The sequence below is a fragment of the Enterobacter sp. RIT637 genome (assembly GCF_019718755.1).
Lineage (GTDB): Bacteria > Pseudomonadota > Gammaproteobacteria > Enterobacterales > Enterobacteriaceae > Enterobacter.
Genome location: NZ_JAIHAZ010000003.1, coordinates 12,836 through 35,515 on the forward strand (window position 1 = coordinate 12,836; position 22,680 = coordinate 35,515).

At 59.8% G+C, this 22,680-nt stretch carries 19 protein-coding genes; 11 read left to right on the forward strand and 8 right to left on the reverse strand.

The window, feature by feature from the left end:
- The first annotated feature begins 21 nt into the window (after positions 1–21).
- A complete protein-coding gene (locus K5E19_RS06950; RefSeq protein WP_221550529.1) occupies positions 22–993 on the forward strand; it encodes a LacI family DNA-binding transcriptional regulator in 972 nt (323 codons plus the stop codon).
- Here K5E19_RS06950 and K5E19_RS06955 read toward each other — a convergent pair whose 3' ends face one another.
- Positions 994–2,238 (reverse strand): mechanosensitive ion channel family protein, encoded by a 1,245-nt coding sequence (locus tag K5E19_RS06955; RefSeq protein WP_221550531.1) that lies wholly within the window; start codon positions 2,236–2,238, stop codon positions 994–996. It abuts the gene before it with no gap.
- A 65-nt stretch (positions 2,239–2,303) separates the two neighbouring features.
- Positions 2,304–3,740 carry an MFS transporter gene (locus K5E19_RS06960; protein ID WP_221550533.1) on the reverse strand — a complete coding sequence of 479 codons (1,437 nt, stop codon included), beginning with the start codon at positions 3,738–3,740 and terminating at the stop codon, positions 2,304–2,306.
- 107 nt (positions 3,741–3,847) lie between these two features.
- Between K5E19_RS06960 and K5E19_RS06965 the strand changes: the two genes are divergently transcribed.
- The 3 genes from K5E19_RS06965 to K5E19_RS06975 all read left to right on the forward strand — a co-directional run bounded on the left by K5E19_RS06965 (position 3,848) and on the right by K5E19_RS06975 (position 5,454).
- Positions 3,848–4,717, forward strand: a complete 870-nt coding sequence (locus K5E19_RS06965) for a helix-turn-helix transcriptional regulator (protein ID WP_221550535.1) — start codon at positions 3,848–3,850, stop codon at positions 4,715–4,717.
- 139 nt (positions 4,718–4,856) lie between these two features.
- Positions 4,857–5,186, forward strand: coding sequence for a type II toxin-antitoxin system RelE/ParE family toxin (locus tag K5E19_RS06970; RefSeq protein ID WP_221550536.1), 330 nt, complete (start codon positions 4,857–4,859; stop codon positions 5,184–5,186).
- Positions 5,167–5,454, forward strand: coding sequence for a helix-turn-helix domain-containing protein (locus K5E19_RS06975; protein WP_221550537.1), 288 nt, complete (start codon positions 5,167–5,169; stop codon positions 5,452–5,454). The genes K5E19_RS06970 and K5E19_RS06975 overlap by 20 nt, the downstream gene beginning before the upstream one ends.
- Positions 5,455–5,490: 36 nt before the next feature.
- Here K5E19_RS06975 and nfsB read toward each other — a convergent pair whose 3' ends face one another.
- From nfsB to K5E19_RS06990, 3 genes are all read right to left on the reverse strand, one after another.
- Complete coding sequence (nfsB, locus tag K5E19_RS06980) at positions 5,491–6,144, reverse strand: oxygen-insensitive NAD(P)H nitroreductase (protein WP_219323476.1); 654 nt, start codon at positions 6,142–6,144, stop codon at positions 5,491–5,493.
- 120 nt (positions 6,145–6,264) lie between these two features.
- Positions 6,265–6,633 carry an MmcQ/YjbR family DNA-binding protein gene (locus K5E19_RS06985; RefSeq protein WP_221550538.1) on the reverse strand — a complete coding sequence of 123 codons (369 nt, stop codon included), beginning with the start codon at positions 6,631–6,633 and terminating at the stop codon, positions 6,265–6,267.
- The gene (locus tag K5E19_RS06990; protein WP_221550539.1) at positions 6,623–7,213 is read right to left on the reverse strand and encodes a TetR/AcrR family transcriptional regulator; all 591 of its coding nucleotides are present in this window, start codon (positions 7,211–7,213) and stop codon (positions 6,623–6,625) included. Before K5E19_RS06990 ends, K5E19_RS06985 begins: the two co-directional genes overlap by 11 nt.
- A gap of 190 nt (positions 7,214–7,403) precedes the next feature.
- Between K5E19_RS06990 and K5E19_RS06995 the strand changes: the two genes are divergently transcribed.
- A complete protein-coding gene (locus tag K5E19_RS06995) occupies positions 7,404–8,507 on the forward strand; it encodes an MBL fold metallo-hydrolase (RefSeq protein ID WP_221550540.1) in 1,104 nt (367 codons plus the stop codon).
- Between the two features lie 32 nt (positions 8,508–8,539).
- The gene (locus K5E19_RS07000; RefSeq protein WP_010428317.1) at positions 8,540–8,881 is read left to right on the forward strand and encodes a RamA family antibiotic efflux transcriptional regulator; all 342 of its coding nucleotides are present in this window, start codon (positions 8,540–8,542) and stop codon (positions 8,879–8,881) included.
- Between the two features lie 107 nt (positions 8,882–8,988).
- Here the strand turns inward: K5E19_RS07000 and K5E19_RS07005 are convergent, their stop codons facing one another.
- A complete protein-coding gene (locus K5E19_RS07005) occupies positions 8,989–11,133 on the reverse strand; it encodes a TonB-dependent siderophore receptor (protein ID WP_221550542.1) in 2,145 nt (714 codons plus the stop codon).
- 123 nt (positions 11,134–11,256) lie between these two features.
- Between K5E19_RS07005 and K5E19_RS07010 the strand changes: the two genes are divergently transcribed.
- Positions 11,257–12,825 (forward strand): alpha/beta hydrolase-fold protein, encoded by a 1,569-nt coding sequence (locus tag K5E19_RS07010; RefSeq protein WP_221550544.1) that lies wholly within the window; start codon positions 11,257–11,259, stop codon positions 12,823–12,825.
- Here the strand turns inward: K5E19_RS07010 and K5E19_RS07015 are convergent.
- Entirely contained in the window at positions 12,811–13,059 is a 249-nt protein-coding gene (locus tag K5E19_RS07015; RefSeq protein WP_010428319.1) for a DUF1158 domain-containing protein, read from the reverse strand. The two genes, K5E19_RS07010 and K5E19_RS07015, sit on opposite strands and share 15 nt — an antisense overlap.
- A 478-nt stretch (positions 13,060–13,537) precedes the next feature.
- Between K5E19_RS07015 and K5E19_RS07020 the strand changes: the two genes are divergently transcribed.
- The 3 genes from K5E19_RS07020 to K5E19_RS07030 all read left to right on the forward strand — a co-directional run bounded on the left by K5E19_RS07020 (position 13,538) and on the right by K5E19_RS07030 (position 20,614).
- Positions 13,538–16,246: a cation-transporting P-type ATPase gene (locus K5E19_RS07020; RefSeq protein WP_221550546.1), complete on the forward strand. Its 2,709-nt coding sequence runs from the start codon at positions 13,538–13,540 to the stop codon at positions 16,244–16,246.
- A gap of 138 nt (positions 16,247–16,384) precedes the next feature.
- Positions 16,385–17,449, forward strand: coding sequence for an efflux RND transporter periplasmic adaptor subunit (locus K5E19_RS07025; RefSeq protein WP_221550547.1), 1,065 nt, complete (start codon positions 16,385–16,387; stop codon positions 17,447–17,449).
- A 9-nt stretch (positions 17,450–17,458) separates the two neighbouring features.
- On the forward strand, positions 17,459–20,614 hold the full coding sequence (locus K5E19_RS07030; RefSeq protein ID WP_221550548.1) for an efflux RND transporter permease subunit: 3,156 nt from the start codon (positions 17,459–17,461) through the stop codon (positions 20,612–20,614).
- Here the strand turns inward: K5E19_RS07030 and K5E19_RS07035 are convergent.
- The gene (locus K5E19_RS07035; protein WP_221550549.1) at positions 20,544–21,665 is read right to left on the reverse strand and encodes a YbdK family carboxylate-amine ligase; all 1,122 of its coding nucleotides are present in this window, start codon (positions 21,663–21,665) and stop codon (positions 20,544–20,546) included. The two genes, K5E19_RS07030 and K5E19_RS07035, sit on opposite strands and share 71 nt — an antisense overlap.
- Before the next feature lie 105 nt (positions 21,666–21,770).
- On the opposite strand from K5E19_RS07035, the gene K5E19_RS07040 reads away from it, so the two are divergent.
- The gene (locus K5E19_RS07040; protein WP_221550550.1) at positions 21,771–22,661 is read left to right on the forward strand and encodes an oxidoreductase; all 891 of its coding nucleotides are present in this window, start codon (positions 21,771–21,773) and stop codon (positions 22,659–22,661) included.
- Positions 22,662–22,680: the final 19 nt, after the last annotated feature.

Here is a 22,680-nt window from a genome sequence, read left to right on the forward strand (position 1 = left end):
ACCGCAGGATGTGTCGTCGCTATGTCAATTCAGAAAATCGCTCAGCTGGCCGGGGTCTCCGTGGCGACGGTCTCCCGCGTGCTCAACAACAGCGACACGGTGAAGGCGAAAAACCGCGAGCGCGTCCTGCAGGCGATCCGGGAGAGCAACTACCAGCCGAACCTGCTGGCGCGCCAGCTGCGCACCGCCCGCAGCTATATGATCCTGGTGATGGTGTCGAACATCGCCAACCCGTTCTGCGCCGAGGTGGTGAAGGGCATTGAAGAAGAGGCGGAGAAAAACGGTTACCGCATTCTGCTGTGCAACTCCGGCTCGGATATCGAACGTTCCCGCTCGGGCTTAAGCCTGCTCTCCGGCAAAATTGTCGACGGCATTATCACCATGGACGCCTTCTCGAAGCTGCCGGAGCTGGCCGAGCTGATTGGCACCGCGCCGTGGGTGCAGTGCGCCGAATACGCCGATGCGGGCGCGGTCTCCTGCGTGGGGATTAACGACGTGGATGCGTCCCAGCACGCCGTCAGCCAACTGGCCGAGGGCGGCCGCACGCGCATCGCGATGATCAACCACGACTTCAGCTACAAATATGCCCGCCTGCGCGAGCGCGGCTATAAAAGCGTGATCCACCTGAAGGATCTGGCGTATCAGGCGGTGGAATACGCCTGCGATCTCAGCTCCCACGCCGGGATGGTCGCGATGCAAAACCTGCTCAAGGAAAACCCGCCGGACGCGGTGTTTGCGGTATCGGATACCCTGGCCGCAGGCGCGCTGCGCGCGATTCAGCAGGCGGGGCTGCGGGTGCCGGAGGATATCGCGGTAGTGGGGTTTGACGGCACCGAGCTGGCGGACATGATTTCACTCACCACCATCGAACAGCCGTCCAGGGATATCGGGCGCAAGGCGGTCGATCTGTTACTGAACAAAATCGACAACCCGGATGCGCCCACGGAAAGGGTAATGATGGACTGGCGCTTTATTTCCCGCGCCAGCACCTGATTATTTCGCGATGACGCCCGCCAGGGAGCGAATATCGTTCCCGGTTGGCGACTGGTGAATACGCAGACCAAATTCATCCACTACCGCAAAAATATGGTCGAAGATGTCGGCCTGAATCTCTTCATATTCCGCCCAGATCACCGTGTTGGTGAAGGCGTATATTTCAATCGGCAGGCCGTTAGCATCCGGCGCGAGCTGGCGCACCATTAGCGTCATATCTTTGCGAATGCGCGGATGGTTGCGCAGATATTCATTCAGGTAGGCGCGGAAGGTGCCAATATTGGTCATCTTGCGCAGGTTTAATACCGACTCCCCTTCACCGTTCTGCTGATTCCACAGGTTAATCTCCTCATGACGCGCGGCCAGGTAAGGCTTCAGCAGCTTCGCCTGAATCAGCTTCTGCTGCTCCTGCTCGTCGAGAAAATGAATGCTGGTGGTATCGATATTCAGGCTGCGCTTAATGCGTCGCCCGCCGGAGGCCGACATGCCGCTCCAGTTGATAAAGGCGTCGGAGACCAGCGCCCACGTCGGGATGGTGGTGATGGTGTTATCAAAATTGCGCACCTTGACGGTGGTCAGACCGATGTCCGTCACCGTGCCGTTAGCGCCATATTTCGGCATCTCCAGCCAGTCGCCGAGCTTAAGCATGTCGTTGGCGGAGAGCTGAATACCCGCCACCAGTCCCAGTATCGGGTCTTTAAAGACCAGCATCAGTACGGCGGCCATGGCGCCCAGACCGCTGATCAGAATCGCCGGAGACTGGCCGATCAGCAGGGAGATAATCAAGATCCCCACCAGGATGGCGCTTACCAGCTTGATGCCCTGGAAAATCCCTTTCAGCGGCAGCTGCGACGCGGTAGCCATTTTCTGCGACAGATTAAAAATCACGTCCAGCAGCGAGAAGAAGGAGAGCAGGGCATACACCATCACCCACAGCTTCGCACAGGTGGTGAGCATTTCCGCCGCTTCGCTGCCTTTTTGCAGCCACAGAACCGCCTGAACGTTGACGATTATCCCCTGAAGGGTAAAGGCCAGACGGTGAAATAACTTATTCTGGGTAATGATTTGCAGCCACAAATGGCTGCTGGCCTGCGCGCGTTTTTCGAACGCGCGAAGCACCACTTTGTGCAGAATAAAATGAACGATGATGGCGGTAAGAAAAATAATACCAAAGATAATCACTAAAGAGGTGGTGTGATTAATTTCAATCCCTAACTCTTCAACCTGAGCAATTAATTCCTGCATAACGTCTCCTGTATTGATGCAGCCCCATAATGGCGGCTGCGGATCTATTATGCAAATTCATGGGCTTATTTGGCGGCCTGACAGACCTTCACCACCGGCAGGCACAGGCGATGGCGGATGCGCAGCGTCGCCAGGGCAAGCACCACCATCATCGCCGTTTCCACCATCAGGAAGACGTTCACCGCTTGGGTGTAATCCCCGTGATGGTTCTGCAGCGCGTGCAGCAAAATCGCCCCGAAAATGGCGGGTCCCAGCCCCAGCGCGGCCTGCTGCAGCGTGCTGAGAATGGCGCTCGCGGCGCCGGCGTCGTCAGGCTGAATATCGCGCATCCCGATGCGGTAGAAGCTGTTCACGATCAGCGCCTGCCCGTAGCCGACCAGCCCGGTCGCGGGTGCCAGCGTCAGCGCGGTATTCTCCATTCCCCAGACGCGGAACGTGGCGATCAGCGCCAGCAGGCCGGTAATCTGGATCGCCAGACCGGTCAGCAGAATGGTGCTGGTGCTGTAGCGGGCAATCAGGCGCGGCGCGAACCACGCGGAGATAAAATAGGTCACGCCCAGTGCGATAAAACTGTTCCCGGACTGCCACGGCGCCATCCCCAGACCGGTTTGCATGGTCAGCGCCATACAGAACATAAACCCGGACCAGACGCTGAAAAACAGCAGCGCAATCAGCACGCCAAAACGAACGCTGCGAAGCTGCAGCAGGCGCGGCGGGATCAGCGGGTGGGCATTCTCACGCTCCTTTTTGCGCGCATTCAGCGCCATCAGCCAGGCCAGCGGAATAATGGCGAGAAGCATAACCTTCAGCGGCCACGACCAGTGCCACTGCGGGCCAAGCGCCATCGGGAACAGCAGGCAGCAGAGGATGATGGCCAGCAGCACGGTGCCCGGCCAGTCGATGCGTGACGGCGTTTCGCGGCGGGTTTCGGGTACGTAGCGACGGCTCAGCGCCAGCACCACCAGACAGATCGGCACGTTGATAAAGAAGGCGTTACGCCAGCCCAGCCCGGCGATATCCGCCGACACCAGCCAGCCGCCGCCCATTTGGCCGACGATAAACGCAATCCCACCGATGCCGCCGAACAGGCTGATGGCTTTTGCGTGGGCGGTACCTTTTAGCGTCACGTGCAGTGTCGCAAGTATTTGCGGCATGATCAGCGCAGCTCCCGCACCCTGAACGATGCGCGCGGCCAGCAGCTGTTCAATGTTCCCCGCCATCCCGCAAAGCAGCGAGGCCAGGCCAAAGCTCGCGACGCCCCACATAAACAGACGGCGGCGGCCAAGGTTATCCCCCAGCTTGCTGCCGAGCGCCAGGCAGACGGCGAAGGCCACGCCGTAGAGGGCGACAATTAGCTCCAGCTCGGTGGCGGTGGCGTGCAGCGAGTGGGTAATGGCGTCCAGCGCCACGTTGGTGATTGAGGTATCAATCATCGGCAGCATCTGGCCGGTCAACAGCAATATCAGGCCAGCGCGGCCCGGTGAAACAACTGACGTATTCATGGGATCTCCATTGCGTCATTCATCAGATGGTCGTAGCATCAACCATCTGATAAACGGGTACCAGTTCTTGCTTATACTGGTACTGGCACTACCATGCAGGGGGAGTTATGGCCTTGATGTCTGAACCCGTCACCTCTCTTCAGGATGACACCCGAAAACAGCTGGGGGCATTTTTACGCGCGCGGCGCGAAAGCCTCGATCCGCAGCGTCTTGGCCTGCCGCGCAGCGGTCGCCGCCGCACGCCGGGCCTGCGCCGGGAAGAGGTGGCGATGCTCGCCGACGTGGGCGTGACATGGTACACCTGGCTGGAGCAGGGCAGGGACGTCAATCCGTCGAGCGCGGTGATGGCCGCCGTGGCAAAAGCCTTGCAGTGCACGCCGACCGAGGCCCGACATCTTTTCGTGCTCGCCGGGTTGCCGCCGGGTGAAGCCCCGCAGGCCGTCTGCTGTGAGGGCATCAGCGAAGGCACGCGCCGCCTGCTCGATACCCTGCTGCCAAAACCGGCCAGCATCCAGAAGCCCAACTTCGACATCGTGGCGTGGAACGACAGCTTCGGTCATCTGATGGGCGTGGATTTCAATGAAATCCCGCCGGAAGACCGCAACTGTATTTACCTGTTCCTCACCCATCCGGCGTGGCGCGCGCGGCTCGGCAGACGCGACGACGTGCTGCCGATATTCGTCTCCTATTTCCGCGCGGCGATGGCGGAGCACCGCGGCGACCCGCTGTGGGAAGCGAAGCTGGCGCGCTTCTTTGCGGTGTCCGAAGAGTTCAAAACCCTGTGGCACCAGCGCAACGACGTGCGCGGCGTGGAGAACCAGCTCAAGCTGTTTACCCATCCCGAACTGGGGGATTTTACGCTGCAGCAGATGTACTGGTACTCCGCGCCGCGAAACGGGTCACGGCTGCTGGTCTATCTGCCGGTGGATGAGGCGGGGGAGCGGGCGATGGAGTGGCTGGCGGCGCAGGGGAAATAAGTTTTTTGCGAGACGCTTTCAGGGAATCAAAGCGGATCCGGTTCTGCCAGTTTAAAACGGGTAAGGTAGGACACGAAAAACTAAATTAGCCTTTAATGCAAATTGCCTTATATGCTAATATCATCAGGGATGAAATAACGTGTTCAGACTTATCGTTCATCAGGCGGTCAGGGAAGAGATTCTCTCACTACCTGCTGGGGTCCAGGCGAAGCTGATTCGCCAGCTTGATAAATTACGTACTAACCCGACAGCACTACGAGAACCCAACAGCAAACCCTTACCCTATGGTTTGTTCGAAATTAGAACCGTCGGGCTGATCCACACTCGTGGGATCTACGTATATCAGCGGGAAAAGACGCTTTTTCTCTTACGCGTATTTGTTAAGAAGACGCAAAAAACGCCCGCAGCTGAACTCCGTCTGGCATTGAAACGACAACAGGAGATGTTGGATGAGCAAGAAGATTATTGACTGGGATGAACTCAGATCTGAACTGTTAAGCAATTCAGAGGTACAGGCTTCTTTTGATGCAGAAGAGCGCAAGGAGCGACTGCGAGAGATGCTAGCGCAATGGCGCGACCATGCTGGTCTGACGCGCGCGCAGGTGGCGGAGCGAATGGGCGTCAGCGCACCTACCGTATCAAGAATGGAAGCGAATATAACCCGGGCAAGCCTTGATACCTTAACGCGTTATGCACTGGTGTGTGGGGTTAAACACCCGCAGATTACGCTTTATTGAAAACAGGCACGCCGGAACCCAGCGTGCCAGAAGGGATTAGCACTCGGTCACAATCGTGCTCAGCGGCAGGCGAGACTTCGGCAGCGTGGCGTTGAAATCTTCCACGCTGTGGTGCCCAACCGGTACCACCACCAGGCTGGTGAAGCCTTTCTCTTTCAGGCCAAACTCTTCGTCAAGAATCGCGGCGTCGAAACCTTCAATTGGCACGGCGTCCAGACCTAACGCGCCCACGCCCAGCAGGAAGTTACCGACGTTCAGGTAAACCTGCTTCGCCATCCACTGATCGTCATCTTTCAGATCCACGCGGTGCATGTCGGCAAAGTAGGTGCGGCCTTTATGGTTGGCAGCCTTGGCTTCCGGCGTGTTGAAACGGCCATCGGCCTCTTCCTGATCGACAACGCGCTCAAGCCAGGCATCGTCCATCGCGGTTTTCGCGCAGAACACCACCACGTGAGAGGCATCCAGCATTTTGCGTTCGTTGAACACGTAGGTGCCCGCGGCGGATTTCGCCACGCGCGCTTTACCTTCCTCGGTGCTGGCAACAATAAAGTGCCACGGCTGGGAGTTGGTGCTGGACGGGCTGTACTGCAGCAGGGTTTTGATTTTTTCCGCTTCTTCTGCGGTCAGTTTTTTGCTTGCGTCGAACGCCTTAGTCGAGTGGCGTTTCAGGGCGACAGAAATGATATCCATAACAACTCCTGGTGATGAAATTCGCCCATGCGCGGGCGCGAAAGGAGAGCAGATTACCGCGCGAAGCGGCAAAAGATAAGTGCGATTCGAACGGTTATACTGTTCGGCTCAGACGAACAATCAGGCCGGACGTATCCACTTTTGATCTTTTTTCGGCAGTTTATCGACCACCAGATTCCACGAGTCATTGATGAAATCAGCGACCACCTCTGGCGTGATGTCATCGGTGCCGTAGAGTGAAATCCAGTGCTTTTTATTCAGGTGATAGCCCGGTTCAACGCCGCGGTAAATCTGCTGATTCAAAAGCGATTTTTCCGGATCGGATTTCAGGCTGACGTGAGGGCGTCCGCGTACGGTCGCCATCAGCATAAAAATTTTCCCCCCCACTTTAAACACGTCGTACTCGGGGCCGAACGGCCAGCAGTGTTCGGTGAAAGGCATCTCCAGCGCCACGCGTTTCGCGTGCTCCTGCAAGGACTTACCGTCCATCGCTATCCTCCTGAGCCAGCCCGCGCCACATGGCCTCAAAGCCCAGCGCTTTAAAATCAACGGCGCGGGACGGGTCGCGGGTGGCAAATTCCATCGTCGTTTCGGCCAGCGATAAGAAAATCGCATCGCCGAAGGTTTTAAATTCGTCGGACATAAATACCTGGCGCACCGAGCGGCGGCAAAGCTCGTGCAGCTCCGGGAACATATCTTTCACGGCCTGCTCCGTCTCGGCGTTGATCTTCTCGCTGACGCCAAGCTGGCGAATGGCAGCGTGTGCGAGAGGGTTTTTGATCCCCCAGTCGACATAGCTGTTCCAGATATTACGCGTATGCTCTTTTGAGCTGGTGAGGGAGCGATCCAGATTAGACAGCATCGCCTGACAGAGATCCTGCTTCAGGTGCAGGTAAAGGGCATTCAGCAGATCGTCTTTGGTAGCAAAGTAGCGAAACAGGGTGCCTTCGGCGACGCCCGCGTTACGGGCAATGAGCGCCGTTGAGGCGGCAATACCCGACTGCGCAAACGCAGCGGTTGCTGCTTCCAGTAAGGCCTGTTTTTTATCTTCACTCTTCGGACGTGCCACTCAATTCTCCCCTTTGTCAAATGTAAAAAAACGTATTGAAGCATGCGGTTCATACCGCTGCAACGCGGAATGTCAAAGATCGAAAACGTCTTGACGATATATTCATCGTATCTAATAATGAGTGCTTACTCACTCATAATCAAGCTTAACCCGCGTAAACCATCGGATGGGGCGCGTATCGGGTCAGGAAATGAAAAAGCCGCTATTCATCTGCGTGGTGTTTGTCATGATTATTGCTTCAGCTGCGAGTTTACCTTTTGTTCTGAACGCCGGATTCGGCCAGCCACCGCAGGGTGAGCAGCTCTCCGAAGTGGAAGCCTCCCCGCAGTATCGCGAGGGCAAATTCCACAATACGCTGCCGACGCCGGGTTATAACGGCGACAAAAACATGCTGGTTGCGACGTGGGATTTTCTGACCAAAAAAACCGAAAACGCTCGCCCGGCACAGCCGCTGCCGCTGGTGAAAACCGATCTCGCCAGCCTGCCGCTGGAGCAGGACACCCTGGTGTGGCTCGGCCACTCCTCGTGGTACCTGCAGCTGGCGGGTAAACGCATCCTGATCGATCCGGTCCTCGGTAACTACGCCGCGCCATTCTCGTTTCTCAATAAAGCGTTTGCGGGGGAGTATCCGTGGAGTGCGCAGAGCATGCCGGAGATCGACCTGCTTATTATCTCGCACGATCACTACGATCATCTGGATTACGCCACCATCAGGTCGCTACTGCCGAAGGTGAAGCGCGTGGTGACGCCGCTGGGCGTGGGATCTCACCTGCGCTACTGGGGGATGAACCCGGAAATCATCGACGAGCGTGACTGGAACCAGTTGGTGCGCATCAGCGATGAATTAACGGTGCATGTTCTTCCGGCGCGTCACTTCTCCGGGCGCGGCATCAAGCGCGACCAGACCCTGTGGGGCAGCTTTATGTTCGTCACGCCAGAGCAGAAGGTTTACTACAGCGGAGATTCCGGCTACGGCCCGCACTTTAAGGCCATCGGCGAGCAGTTTGGCGAGGTGGATTTAGCCATCATGGAAAACGGCCAGTACGACCAGGACTGGAAGTACATCCACATGCTGCCGGATGAAACGGCGCAGGCCTCGGCGGATCTGAACGCCAAAGCGGTGGTGCCGGGGCACAACGGGCGCTTCGTGCTGGCGAAACACACGTGGAACGACCCGCTGATCCAGCTGGCGCGCGCCAGCAAGGACAAAAATTATCGGCTGCTGACGCCGGAACTGGGTGAGCCCGTGCGGGTGAGTGATACCACTCAGGCATTTCGCGAGTGGTGGGAATAATGTTTAAGCAAGAAGCAGAGGGGGACAGCGGTATGACCATTTCCGCTCAAGTCATCGACACTATCGTCGAATGGATCGACGACAATCTGCACCAGCCATTACGTATCGAAGAGATTGCCCGCCACGCGGGTTACTCGAAGTGGCATCTGCAGCGGCTGTTTATGCAGTACAAAGGGGAAAGCCTCGGGCGCTACATTCGCGAGCGCAAGCTGCTGCTGGCGGCGCGTGACCTGCGTGAATCCGACGCGCGCGTGTACGATATCTGCCTGCGCTACGGGTTTGATTCGCAGCAGACGTTTACGCGCATCTTCACCCGTACGTTCAACCAGCCGCCGGGTGCGTACCGCAAAGAGAACCATAGCCAGACACATTAACATGTCGCGTGTAGGCCGGGTAAGGCGTAGCCGCCACCCGGCTTTTTTGTCGGCACGGTGCCCGTTAATTGCCCGGTGGCGCTGCGCTTACCGGGCCTACAGATAACTTACCACCGGTAATTCACCGTTGCCGTCACCGTACGGCCAATCCCGTAGAAGCACGCCGTATCGCTTGCGCACGACGCCACATACTTCGTGTCCGCCACGTTATTGACGTTGAACTGCACGCTCGCCCCTTTCAGGCTGCGGTTCATCTCGCCCAGATCGTAGCTCAGCATCGCGTCATACAGATCCACCGACGGCACCTTGAAGGTGTTCTTCGCATCGCCGTAGCTGGTGCCGATGTAGCGCATCCCCACGCCAGCGGTCAGACTCTTCAGCGCGCCGCCCGGAACGGTATAGCTGGCAAACGCCGATGCCATATGCGCCGGAATGCGCGCAGGCGTTTTGCCTTCTGTTCCCGCCACCGTCGTACTTTTGGTTTTCGCATCGGTGTAGGTATACGCGCCAATCAGATTGATGTTGTCCATCAGCGTGGAGTGGATTTCCGCCTCAACGCCTTTCGAACGCACCTTGCCCGCGTTCTCGAACCAGCCTTCGGCGCTGTTATAGGTCGCCACGTTGTCCTGGGTTAAATCGTACAGCGCGAGGGTCATTAGCGTGCTGTCGACCGGCTGATACTTCAGGCCAATCTCGGTCTGCTCCCCGGTGGTTGGCTTGAAGGGGGCAACGCCCGGCGCGCGGCTGGTTTGCAGGTTCGGTTCAAACGAGGTGCTGTAGCTGACGTACGGCGACAGGCCAGAATCGAACGCGTACAGCAGGCCGGTTCGCCAGGTGAACTTGCTGTCGTTCTGCTGGGTAACGCTGCCGTCGGTGAAGTCGTTGGTTCGCACTTCGCTCCAGTCGTAGCGCCCGGAGACCAGCCATTCCCAGCTGTTCCAGCTCATCTGATCCTGCAAATACAACCCCATCTGGTCGAGATTTTGCTGCTCGTCGGAGGCGGTTTTGAAGGCGCTTTCATCCACGTTCACGCCGTACACCGGGTTCGTCCAGTCGAGGTCATACTGTGAACCGCTCCCGCGTGCCAGCAGCTGCTTATCTTTGCTGGTCTTGTAGTCGAACCCGCCGAGCAGGGTGTGGCTGACGCTGCCGGTCTCCAGCAGATACTCAAGCTGATTATCCAGGCCAAATTCGTTGGTGGTGCGCTCTTCATGCTGCGCGCGTCGCGTTAATACCGTGCTGTTGGCCGCGCTGCTGGCGTAGACGAGGTAACGGTATTTTTGTTTGATGGCAGCGTAACGCGCGTTCTGGCGGAAGGTGAGATCGTCGGCGAACTGATGTTCCAGCTCGTAGCCGATCGTCGTCTGCTCGCGCCAGGACTGATTGTAATTCGGATCGCTGACGTTAAAGTCGCGCGGGATATATTTCCCGTCGACGCTTTTGACGGTGCCGTAGGCGGGAAGGAAGTTGCGGTAGCCCGCATCCGGATCCTTCTGGTAGCTGGTCAGCAGCGTAAAGCGGGTCTGGTCGTTCGGGTACCAGGTGATGGCCGGCGCAATCGCCATCCGCGTCTCTTTATAATCATCCACCTGATTGTGCTGGGTACGGGCGATACCGTTGACGCGATACAGCACGCGGCCGTCGTCGCTCAGCCTGCCGCCGAAATCAAACGCGCCTTCGGCCAGATCGTTATTGCCGGTGCGGAACTGCACGTTATGGATGGGTTCTGCGGTCGGCCGTTTGCTGGTCATGCTGATTAACCCGCCCGGATTGACCTGACCAAACAGGACCGACGCCGGGCCACGCACCAGCTCCACGCGCTCCAGTAACCACGGGTCAATCGTACCCGTCTGGGATGAGGCGGTTGCGCCGAAGCTCAGGCCGTCGAGAAACTTCGGCACATAGCTAAAACCGCGCACGAACACCTCGTCGTTACGGTTCGACGAGCCGCGGTACTCGGTAAACACGCCCGCCGAATAACGCAGCGCCTGCGATACGGACGTCACGTCCTGCATCTGCATTTGATCGCGGGTGATCACCGATACCGACTGCGGCGTTTTCACGATCTCCGCGCGGGTCTTGGTTGCGGAGAGCGTCTGGGTTGCCACAATCCCTTTTACCGGGGCGGTGGGGTCTGCACTCACGCCCTGTGTCACCGTTATGGTTTCTTCTCTATTTTCAGCCTGAGCCGCCACGCTGGTCGTCGCCAGGCTCATCAGCCACAGCTGCATTATCTTATTATTCTTAAACATTTTTTCGACTCGTCCTTGGTTGCTATCGCCATAAAAACACCGTTAAAACGTGTTAGATGATATTGCAAATAATTACCATTTGCATTAGCGTTGATAACAAATTTCGTCAGGGAACAAGCGGTAATGAAGAGGGTATGGAGCGGATTATTACTCGGGATAGGTGTGCTGCCTGCGGTGGCGGCAACCTGCGAATACTCTTCCCGGCAGGGAGACGTCCAGGGGAAGTTTGATGCCAGCGGTGAAGTCTGTTTTATGCTGCCAGAGCTTGCTGAAAATTATGTTTCCGCCACGCTGAATGGCGTAACGGATGCCCGCCTGCTGGACGGGCAAAACCGCCGCATTCGTACGTTGGTTGAAAATGGGCCCGCCGATGGCGAACACGCGCTGCTGTTTGCCCTGCCGGTAAAGCAGAGCACCTCGCTGGTCCTGCACGGCGAAGCGGGTAAACCCTGGCGTTTTCAGTGGCGGATGAAAGAGACATCTGCGCTACCGCGTGTACAGATGCTGGCGCCTGAAAGCCCGACGCTTCAGGCGCTGGCAAAAGAGATTGCTGCCGGAGGGCGTACCGACGCGTTCTGGCAGACGCAGATTCGGCAGGGAACGCCGATGGTGGAGCCGGTAGACGCAGAACATAAGCGCGTCACCTTCCTGTGGCGGGGCGCGCGGGATAACGTCTTTATTCTCGGCTCACCGGCGGGGGATCACGACCCGCTGTTTCGTCTGGGCAACAGCGACGTCTGGTTTCGCAGCTATGTGGTGCCCGCCGACACGGTGATGCAGTACAAGCTCGCGCCCGATGTGCCGATCGTCGAGGGTTCCTCACGCGACCAGCGCCGCGCGATCCTGGTGAGCGCCCAGGCCGATCCGCTCAACCCGCATACCTTTGGTGAACAGAAGGCGGATCGCTGGAACCGCTATTCGCTGCTGGATCTCAGCCCGGCGCGCTATTGCTCCGCGCAGGCCACGGCCCAGCCGCTGGTCCACGGGTCATTAAGCCGCCAGAGCATCACCAGCAAAATCCTCGGTAATTCCCGCGAGGTGATGATCTATAAACCGCGCGGCGCGCAGCCCGCGCGCTGGACGCTCATCCTCTTCGACGGGCAGATTTATCAGGATGAATACCATTTCGCTAACGTGCTGGACGGTCTTATTGCCCGCCACCATCTTCCGCCGATTAACGTGGTATTTATCGACAGCCTCGATCACCCCCGACGCGGCAACGAGCTGCCGCCGAACCCGGACTTCGCCGACTTTATGGCGCACGAGCTGCTGCCCTGGCTGCGCGGGCAGGACATCGCGACGCAGCGGCAGAAAACGGTGCTGGCGGGGTCGAGCTACGGCGGAATTGCCTCGTCGTGGGTGGCGCTGCGCTATCCGCGCCTGTTTGGTAACGTGCTGAGTCTTTCAGGCTCGTACTGGTGGGCGCCGAAAGGGGAAGCGCCCGGCTGGCTGACGCGGCAGTATCAGCAGTCGCCGCCGTATCCGGTGCGCTTCTGGCTACAGGCCGGAAAGTTTGAAACCACGGGGCCGGGCGGGGGCATTTATCGCACCACGCAGGATTTCGAACGGGCGTTGAGGGAGAAAGGGTATCGCGTCAGCTTCCATTCCTCATCCAGCGGTCACGACTACGCGGCCTGGTGTGAAGCGCTGATCCACGGCATGCGCGATTTCACCGGCCTACGACGCCAGTGAAAACCAGCGGCGCCAGACGAAACGCAGGATGAAGAATTCGATGGCGCCGAGCGCTAAAAACCACAGGCAGAACAAAATGGTGTAGAGCTGGTTCAGATCGACCATATGGAAGGTCGTCATCAGTTTCTGCGCCAGCACCAGACCCAGCGACGGCGCGGGTAACAGCAGGCAGGAGATCAGGGCCAGCAATAAAATGCCCCCCGCCGTAAGCAGCGATTCTAACGGGTGTTTCATCGTAATGTTAATCGTCAGTTAAAAATGTCATTGTCCGGCATTCTGTATCGTAAAGCAATATCAGCCCCGTGGGCCTTTTTGAATAAAATAACGACATTATTACTGCGAATAAATAACAACATACGACCCGGCGTTTATATTAATATCGCGTTATGTAAATAAATGTCTGTATCAGGAAAATAATTTTACAAACATATAAGTGCTGTATCCAATTAACGTGGCAATAACAATGGCTGCGACAATGTATAACGCCAGGCGTCGTCCGCGATAAATACCAAACATGGTTCCCCCTCGTTTAATGTTGGTTTAGAAATATTTTGTAAAAATCAGCGTGTCGAAATAATTTTAATCAATTTTGAATAACCCAGTAGTAAATATATTGCGGTAGATCAATTTTACCCGCAAGACTTAATAATGAATTTATTTAGCCAGAAAGGAATTCAGGCTTCTGTTCACCGGATATTGAAGGAAAAATACGATGACTGAAAAAAAATTGTCCCCAAACGTGCCGCCTTCCGGCGGGCTGGCATACCAGCAGACCGTCGAGCAGGTGCTTGCGCAGACGCAAAGCCAGGCCAGCGGTCTGGATCGTGCAGAGGCGCAGGCGCGTCTGCAAAAATCAGGTCCGAACGCGCTGCCGGAGAAAAAAGGTAAACCCGCTTGGTTGCGTTTTTTGGCCCATTTTAATGATGTGCTGATTTATGTCCTGCTGGCCGCCGCCGTATTAACGGCAGTAATGGGCCACTGGGTTGATACGCTGGTTATTCTGGGCGTCGCGGTAATCAACGCATTAATTGGCCATATTCAGGAAAGCAACGCGGAAAAATCCCTGAAGAGTATTCGCAATATGCTCTCCAGCGAGGCGCGCGTTATTCGTAACGGCAACCACGAAACGATACCCACAATTGAAATAGTCCCGGGCGATATTATTGTATTACGCGCGGGGGATCGTATTCCGGCGGATATGCGTTTAATCGAAGCGCATAATTTACGCGTGGAAGAGGCGATTCTGACCGGTGAATCTACCGTGGTGGATAAACATATTAATCCGCTGAGCGGCGAACTGCCGCTGGGCGACCGCACCAATATGGTCTTCTCCGGGACGACCGTCAGCGCGGGCGGTGGCGTCGGCGTGGTCACCGCGACCGGTAAGGAGACGGAGCTTGGCCACATCAACCAGATGATGGCGGGCATCGAAAAGCACCGCACGCCGCTGCTGGTGCAGATGGACAAGCTGGGTAAAGCGATCTTCGCCATTATTCTGGCGATGATGGCCGCGCTGTTTGTCTTCAGCCTGGTGTTTCGCGAGATCCCGATGGGCGAGCTGCTGCTCTCCCTGATTAGCCTGGCGGTAGCGTCCGTGCCGGAAGGTCTGCCGGCGATTATCTCCATCATCCTCTCGCTGGGCGTGCAGGCGATGGCGCGCAAGCGGGCAATTATCCGCAAGCTGCCAACGGTTGAAACCCTGGGCGCGATGACCGTGGTCTGCTCGGATAAAACCGGCACCCTGACCATGAACGAGATGACGGTCAAAGCCATCATCACCGCCGACGCCTGCTACCGCGTGGACGGCAACAGCTACGAGCCGGTGGGCAACATCTTCCTGGAAGGCAGCGACGAGCCAGTGCAGATCCAGCCTGGCACCGTGCTGGAGCAGTACCTGCGCACCATCGACCTGTGCAACGACAGCCAGTTGATTCAGGACGAGCGCGGCCTGTGGGGCATCACCGGTGGGCCGACCGAGGGGGCGCTGAAGGTGCTGGCGGCGAAGGCCAGCCTTGAGCCGGTCATGACCACGCTGGTTAACAAGATCCCGTTCGACTCGCAGTACAAGTACATGAGCACCCACTACCAGATTGGCGGTGAGGAGCAGATCCTGATCACCGGCGCGCCGGACGTGATTTTCGCCCTGTGCGCCGAGCAGCAGACCCGCAACGGTGCAGAAGCCTTCAACCGCGCGTACTGGGAAACCGAGATGGAGCGCTATGCGCGTCAGGGGCTGCGCATGGTCGCCGCGGCGTTTAAGCCGGCGAACGGCGAGCAGGAACTGACCCACGACGACCTGAGCCACGGCCTGATCTTCCTCGGCATCGCCGGGATGATGGATCCGCCGCGTCCGGAAGCCATTGATGCGATTAACGCCTGCCAGCAGGCGGGGATCCGCGTGAAGATGATCACCGGGGATCACCCGCAGACGGCGATGAGCATCGGCCAGATGCTGGGGATCACCAACAGTGAGCAGGCGGTCACTGGCTACGAGCTGGAGAAGATGGACGACGCCGCGCTGGCGGAAGCCGCGGTGAAGTATGACATCTTCGCCCGTACCAGCCCGGAGCATAAGCTGCGCCTGGTGAAAGCGCTGCAGGACAAAGGCGAAATCGTCGGCATGACCGGTGACGGCGTGAACGATGCCCCGGCGCTGCGTCAGGCTGACGTGGGCATCGCGATGGGCATCAAGGGCACGGAAGTGACCAAAGAGGCGGCGGACATGGTCCTGACGGACGATAACTTCGCCACCATCGCCAGCGCGGTGAAAGAGGGGCGTCGCGTTTACGACAACCTGAAGAAGACGATTCTGTTCATCATGCCGACCAACCTCGCGCAGGGTCTGCTGATTGTGATTGCGCTACTGGCGGGGAACATCATTCCGCTGACGCCGGTGCTGATTCTGTGGATGAACATGGCCACCTCCGCCACGCTCTCCTTCGGCCTGGCCTTTGAGGCCGCCGAGCGCAACATCATGCGCCGTCCGCCGCGTCAGACCGGGCAGCACGTCATGGACGCCTACGCCGTGTGGCGCGTGGCCTTCGTCGGCACCATGATTGCCATCGCCGCCTTTGCGCTGGAAGCCTGGCTGGCCCCGCGCGGCCACAGCGCGGAGTTCATCCGCACCGTGCTGCTGCAGATGCTGGTCTGCGCCCAGTGGGTGTACATGATTAACTGCCGCAACACCGAAGGGTTCTCCCTGAACCGCGGCCTGCTGGCGAACAAAGGGATCTGGCTGGTGACGGGCGTGCTGTTCCTGCTCCAGGCGGCGATTATCTACCTGCCGTTTATGCAGATGCTGTTCGGCACCGAAGCGCTGCCGCTGCGCTACTGGTTTGTGACCCTGGCGGTGGCGGGCGTGATGTTCTTCGTCGTCGAAATCGAGAAGCGACTGACCCGCAGGTTCCGTAAGGCTGCATAACGAAAACCTTACCCCTCACCCTGCCCTCTCCCCAAAGGGGAGAGGGGACAGTCAGGTACTCTCCCTTGGGCACGGTTTTCTCCCTCGCCCCCTTGGGGAGAGGGCCGGGGTGAGGGGAGACAACGCTGAGGTACTCCCATGAAATTCCCGGTCCTGTTAGCACTTCTTGTCAGTACCCTGCAACCCGTATTCGCCGACGCCATTCCCGTTCGCGTCGCCACCGTGGAGCAGACCGCCCACGCCGCCGAACGTCAGATCCCGGGCCGCATCGAAGCCATCCACACCGTTGAGCTGCGCGCCCGCACGGAAGGCGTGATCACCAAAATTCACTTCAGCGACGGGCAGTACGTGAAAAAAGGCGACGTGCTGTTCGAGCTGGACGACGCCGAACCGCGCGCCGCCCTGCGCCTGGCGCAGGCCGAGGTGAGAAGCGCCGAAGCCACGCTGCGTCAGGCGCAGCAGCAGCTTTCCCGCTTTGAAAGCCTGGGCAGCAGCAACGCCATCAGCCGTCACGACGTGGACAACGCCCGCATGCAGCGGGACGTCGCCAGCGCCGCGCTGGAGCAGGCCAAAGCCCGGCTCGACACCCGCAGCGTCACCCTGAACTACACCCGCATCGCCTCGCCGATTGACGGCCGTGTGGGGCACAGCCAGTTCCACGTCGGCAGCCTGGTCAACCCTGCCAGCGGCATGCTGGTGGAGGTCGTGCAGCTCGATCCCATCCGCATCGCCTTTGCGCTGGAAGAGGGGGCGTTTGCAACCAAAGCCGGACAGCATGCGGATATCAGCGCCATGAAGCAGGCGTGGCAGGCGTTAATTGACAGCAACGGCCAGCGCGTCAGCGGTGAGTTGACCTCCGTGGACAACCGCATCGACCCGCGCACCGCCAGCGTGATGCTGCGCGCCGAGTTTGCCAACCCGCGCCATCAGCTCCTGCCCGGCGGCAACGTGAACCTGTATTTGCGCCCGGCCAGCGAGCAGCCGGTGCTGACCCTGCCCGCCGCCGCGGTCCAGCAGAACGGCGACGGATTCTTTGCCTGGGTGGTTAACGCCGACGGCAAGGCCGAAATGCGTCCGCTGAAAATTGCCGGACAGATCGGCCAGCAGTTCCAGATTACCTCCGGCGTGAAGCCCGGTGAGCGAGCGATTACTGACGGCGCGCAGCGCGTGCAGCCCGGCGCAGCCGTCCAGATACTAAACTAAGGAGCCATCATGCTGACGTTTTTCATCAAACGCCCGCGCTTCGCGATGGTGATTGCGCTGGTCATTACCCTGCTGGGGGCCATCGCGCTGAGGATTATTCCCGTAGAGCAGTACCCGCAGATCACGCCACCGGTGGTGAATGTGTCGGCCAGCTGGCCGGGCGCCAGCTCGTCTGACGTGGCGGAGGCCATCGCCACGCCGCTGGAGACCCAGTTGAACGGCGTGGATCACATGCTCTATATGGAGTCCACCAGCTCGGACGAAGGTACCTATAGCCTGAACATCACCTTTGCGGCGGGCACCGATCCAGACCTCGCCGCCATCGACGTGCAGAACCGCGTGGCGCAGGCCGTGGCGCAGCTCCCGACCGAGGCGCAGCAAAACGGCGTGCAGGTGCGCAAGCGCGCCACCAACCTGATGATGGGGGTAAGCCTTTACTCACCGAATAACACCCACACGCCGCTGTTCGTCAGCAACTACGCCAGCACCCAGGTGCGCGAGGCGCTGTCTCGCCTGCCGGGCGTTGGGCAGGTGCAGATGTTTGGCGCGCGCGACTACAGCATGCGCATCTGGCTGCGTCCGGACCGCATGAACGCCCTGAACGTCACCACCGACGACGTGGCGCAGGCGCTGCGCGAGCAGAACGTGCAGGGGGCGGCAGGCCAGGTCGGCACGCCGCCGGTGTTTAACGGCCAGCATCAGACCCTGACCATCAACGGGCTGGGACGCTTAAGCCAGGCCGACGACTTTGCCGACATCATTATCCGCGCGGGCGAGATGGGCCAGCTGGTGCGCCTGAAGGACGTCGCCACCATCGAGCTCGGCTCGCGCAGCTACAGCTCCGGCGCGCAGCTGAACGGGCACGACTCCGCCTACCTCGGCATCTACCCGACGCCGTCCGCCAACGCCCTGCGCGTGGCCGACGCGGTGCGCGCGGAGCTGGAGCGCCTCTCGACGCGCTTCCCGGACGACCTGGTCTACGAGGTGAAATTTGATACCACTACCTTTGTTGCCGCCACCATTAAGGAGATCGGCGTCTCGCTGGCGCTCACCATGCTGGCGGTTGTGGTGGTCGTTTCCCTGTTCCTGCAAAGTTGGCGCGCGACGCTGATTGTCGCGCTCGCCATTCCGGTGTCGCTGGTGGGCACATTTGCTGTGCTCTACACGCTCGGCTACTCCGCAAACACCCTCAGCCTGTTCGCCATTATTCTGGCGCTGACCATGGTGGTGGATGACGCCATCGTGGTGGTGGAGAGCGTCGAAACGCTGATGGCGGAAGGGCAGAGCCGCACGGCGGCGACCGCGCTGGCGCTGCGCCAGATTGCCGGGCCGGTCATCGCGACGACGCTGGTGCTGCTGGCGGTGTTTGTGCCGGTGGCGCTCCTGCCGGGGATTGTCGGCGAGCTGTACCGCCAGTTCGCGGTGACACTCTCCACCGCCGTCACGCTCTCAAGCCTGGTGGCGCTGACCCTGACGCCCGCTCTCTGCGCGCTGCTGCTGCGACCGCGCCCGGATAAACCTGCGGCAGTCTATCGCGCCTTTAACCGTGGGCTGGACGCCACGCGCGGTTTCTACACCCGCATCGTGCACGTCTTAAACCTGCGCCCGTGGCTGGCGCTGCTGGCCACCGCAGGCGCGGCGGCGGTAGTGGTGTTCAGCTTTATGTCGATGCCAAAAGGCTTCCTGCCGCAGGAGGATCAGGGCTACTTCTTCGCCAGCGTCCAGCTGCCGGAAGCGGCCTCGCTGGAGCGTACCGAAGCGGTGATGAACACGGCGCGCGAACTCATCGCCAAAAACCCGGCGGTGGAGGACGTGATTCAGGTGTCCGGGTTTAACATCCTCAACGGCACCAGCGCCTCCAACGGCGGGTTTATCTCCATCATGCTCAAAGACTGGAGCGAGCGCCCGCCGCTGGACGAGGTGATGGGGAGCCTGCAGCGCCAGTTGCTGGCCCTGCCGGAAGCGACCATTATGACCTTCGCGCCGCCGACGCTACCGGGGCTGGGCAACGCCTCCGGCTTCGACCTGCGCATCCAGGCGCAGGCGGGGCAGAGCCCGGCGGAGCTGGAGCGCGTGACGCGTGAGGTGCTGGCGAAAGCTAACCAGCATCCGCAGCTGAGCCGCGTGTTCACCACCTGGAGCAGCAACGTGCCGCAGCTGACGCTGACCGTTGACCGCGAGCGCGCCGCGCGCCTCGACGTGCCGGTGTCGCGCATCTTCAGCAGCCTGCAAACCGCCTTTGGCGGCACGCGCGCCGGGGATTTCAGCGTCAACAACCGCGTCTACCACGTGGTGATGCAAAACGAGATGCAGTGGCGCGAGCGCGCCGGGCAAATCAGCGAGCTGTTCGTGCGCAGCAACAGCGGCGAGCGGGTGCGCCTGAGCAACCTCGTCACCATCACGCCGAGCGTCGGCGCGCCGTTCCTGCAGCAGTACAACCAGTTCCCGTCCGTGTCGGTAAGCGGCTCGGCGGCGGCTGGGGTGAGCAGCAGCACCGCGATGGCGGCGATGGGCGAGCTTCTGGCGGAGAATTTGCCAGCGGGGTACGACTACGCCTGGAGCGGCATGTCGTATCAGGAGCAGCAGACCGGCAATCAGGCGATATGGATCGTGCTGGCGGCGGTGGTGATGGCGTGGCTGTTCCTCGTCGCCCAGTACGAGAGCTGGACGCTCCCGGCGAGCGTGATGCTCTCGGTGCTGTTCGCCATCGGCGGGGCGCTGGTCTGGCTGTGGTTGGCGGGCTACGCCAACGACGTGTACGTGCAGATAGGTCTGGTGCTGCTGATCGCGCTAGCGGCTAAAAACGCCATTCTTATCGTGGAGTTCGCCCGCGCGCGGCGCATGGACGGGATGGCGATTGTCGATGCCGCGCGGGAAGGGGCCTCGCGCCGCTTCCGCGCGGTGATGATGACCGCCGTGTCGTTCATTATCGGCGTCCTGCCCATGATGCTGGCGACCGGGGCGGGTGCCCAGAGCCGCCGCATCATCGGCACCACGGTGTTCAGCGGCATGCTGGTGGCGACCGTGGTGGGGATCCTGTTTATCCCGGCGCTGTTCGTGCTGTTCCAGCGCCTGCGCGAGTGGGGCCACGGCCTTACGGACTCGTCGCCCACAGCTCGCAGTGCTTCTGCACCAGAGAAATCAGCGAGCCGCCGTCGGCGATAAAGTCCCGCATGCGCTGCGCCTCGCTCTTGCCCTGCTTTAACAGCAGGGCGATTTCATTGATTGCGCTCGTCGCGCCGAGCTTCTCGGCCGACGGCGCAACCTGCTCAAGCAGCCAGGCGATATCGTCCGCCACGGTTTTATGCTCGCCGGTGTGCACGTCCGTTAATATTCCCTCCAGCCCGTAGCGACAGGCCTGAAAACGGTTAAAGCGGTACAGCAGAAAATCTTTTTCCTGATGCTTATAAGGCCGCGCGCTCAGCAGCCAGTGCGACGTCGCCTGAATAAGCCCGGCGATGTTAATCGCGTGGCCGAGCGTCAGCGGCGTATCCATCACCCGCACCTCCACGGTGCCAAAGTGCGGGCTGGGGCGGATGTCCCAGTGCAGATCCTTAATGCTGTCGATCATGCTGGTGGAACTCAGGCGGCGGAACAGCCCCTCGAACTCCTGCCAGCTATTGACCCACGGCATCTGGCCGTTATCCGGGAACCCCGAAAAAATGTTGAGTCGCGACGAGGAGAACTTCGTGTCCGTGCCCTGCATGTACGGCGAGGCTGCCGCGAGGGCGATAAAGTGCGGCACGAAGCGCGACAGGCCGTGCAGCAGGTAAATCGCGTCGTCCCCGGTTCGACACCCCACATGCACGTGCTGACCGAACACCGTTGCCTGCAAAATCAGATAGCCAAAGCGCTCCAGCGTGACGTTATAGCGCTCATCGTCGCACACTTCCTGACGCTGCCACTTCTGGAACGGGTGCGTCCCGCCGCCGCAGATCTGGATATGCTGCTCCGCCGCCGCGCGCAGGATGCTCTGCTGCATCACCGAGAACTGCGCCGCCGCCTGGTCGATGTTCTGGCATACGCCGGTGGCGATTTCGAGCATGCTTTCGGTAATGTCGTGTTTGACCTCTCCGCCTTTGATGTCGTCTTTGACGGCGGCGATGAGCGCGGAGGAGTCCTGGCTCAGATCGTAGCCCGGCGGGTTAACCACCTGCAGTTCGAGTTCGATGCCGAGGGTGAAAGGTTCAGAGGATTTAAAATCAGGTAAAGGCATGGCGCACTCCGTTGTCTGTTGTGTGTTGAGTATAGACAACGACGTGGCGCTCACTTTTCAGGGTGGTATAACTGTTAGCAGGCTTAGCGAAAAGGGGAGTTAACCATGTCTGACAATCCAGTGATTGCGCTGATTGGGCCTGGCGCAATTGGTACCACCATCGGCGCCGTGCTGCATGACGCGGGCCGCACGCCGCTGCTGTGCGGACGCACCGCGCACCCGGAATTACGCCTGCGCCACGACGAGGGTGAAACTGTGGTGCCCGGTCCGGTATTAACCGATCCGGCCGTCATCACGCGCCCCGTCGATCTCGTTTTCGTGGCGGTAAAAACGACGCAAAATGCCGACAGCGCCGGATGGCTGCGGGCCCTGTGCGATGAAAACACCGTGGTCTGCGCGCTGCAAAACGGCGTGGAGCAAAAAGCCCAGCTTGAACCGTGGGTTAACGGCGCGACGGTACTGCCGTCGGTAGTCTGGTTCCCGGCCCAGCGCGAGCCCGATGCGTCCGTCTGGCTGCGGGCGAAGCCGCGCCTGACGCTGCCGGACGTGCCGCAGGCGCAGCGGGTGGTGGAGGCGCTTCGCGGTACGGGCTGTCAAGTTGAACTCTCGGCAGATTTCGCCACCGTCGCCTGGCGCAAGCTGCTGCAAAACGCGGTCGCCGGGCTGATGGTGCTTTCTAACCGCCGCGCCGGAATGTTCAGGCGTGAGGATATCAGCGAGCTTTCGCTGGCCTACCTGCGCGAGGGGCTTACCGTCGCCCGCGCCGAAGGGGCGAAGCTGGATGATGACGTGGCGCAGGAGATCCTGGCGAACTTCCAGCGTGCGCCTGAGGACCTGGGCACGTCGATCCTGGCCGACCGTCAGGCGGACCGCCCGATGGAGTGGGATATCCGCAACGGCGTGATCCAGCGCTACGGCCGCAAGCACGGGATTGCGGTGCCCATCAGCGACGTGGTGGTGCCGCTGCTGGCGGCGGGGAGCGAGGGGCCGGGGTGAGATACGGTAAAGACCCGGC

Coding starts and splice junctions, on each gene's coding strand:
- K5E19_RS06950 (WP_221550529.1), top strand. CDS start 22: ATGTCAATTCAGAAAATCGCTCAGCTGGCCGGGGTCTCCGTGGCGACG.
- K5E19_RS06955 (WP_221550531.1), bottom strand. CDS start 2,238: ATGCAGGAATTAATTGCTCAGGTTGAAGAGTTAGGGATTGAAATTAAT.
- K5E19_RS06960 (WP_221550533.1), bottom strand. CDS start 3,740: ATGAATACGTCAGTTGTTTCACCGGGCCGCGCTGGCCTGATATTGCTG.
- K5E19_RS06965 (WP_221550535.1), top strand. CDS start 3,848: ATGGCCTTGATGTCTGAACCCGTCACCTCTCTTCAGGATGACACCCGA.
- K5E19_RS06975 (WP_221550537.1), top strand. CDS start 5,167: ATGAGCAAGAAGATTATTGACTGGGATGAACTCAGATCTGAACTGTTA.
- nfsB (WP_219323476.1), bottom strand. CDS start 6,144: ATGGATATCATTTCTGTCGCCCTGAAACGCCACTCGACTAAGGCGTTC.
- K5E19_RS06985 (WP_221550538.1), bottom strand. CDS start 6,633: ATGGACGGTAAGTCCTTGCAGGAGCACGCGAAACGCGTGGCGCTGGAG.
- K5E19_RS06995 (WP_221550540.1), top strand. CDS start 7,404: ATGAAAAAGCCGCTATTCATCTGCGTGGTGTTTGTCATGATTATTGCT.
- K5E19_RS07000 (WP_010428317.1), top strand. CDS start 8,540: ATGACCATTTCCGCTCAAGTCATCGACACTATCGTCGAATGGATCGAC.
- K5E19_RS07005 (WP_221550542.1), bottom strand. CDS start 11,133: ATGTTTAAGAATAATAAGATAATGCAGCTGTGGCTGATGAGCCTGGCG.
- K5E19_RS07010 (WP_221550544.1), top strand. CDS start 11,257: ATGAAGAGGGTATGGAGCGGATTATTACTCGGGATAGGTGTGCTGCCT.
- K5E19_RS07015 (WP_010428319.1), bottom strand. CDS start 13,059: ATGAAACACCCGTTAGAATCGCTGCTTACGGCGGGGGGCATTTTATTG.
- K5E19_RS07020 (WP_221550546.1), top strand. CDS start 13,538: ATGACTGAAAAAAAATTGTCCCCAAACGTGCCGCCTTCCGGCGGGCTG.
- K5E19_RS07025 (WP_221550547.1), top strand. CDS start 16,385: ATGAAATTCCCGGTCCTGTTAGCACTTCTTGTCAGTACCCTGCAACCC.
- K5E19_RS07030 (WP_221550548.1), top strand. CDS start 17,459: ATGCTGACGTTTTTCATCAAACGCCCGCGCTTCGCGATGGTGATTGCG.
- K5E19_RS07035 (WP_221550549.1), bottom strand. CDS start 21,665: ATGCCTTTACCTGATTTTAAATCCTCTGAACCTTTCACCCTCGGCATC.
- K5E19_RS07040 (WP_221550550.1), top strand. CDS start 21,771: ATGTCTGACAATCCAGTGATTGCGCTGATTGGGCCTGGCGCAATTGGT.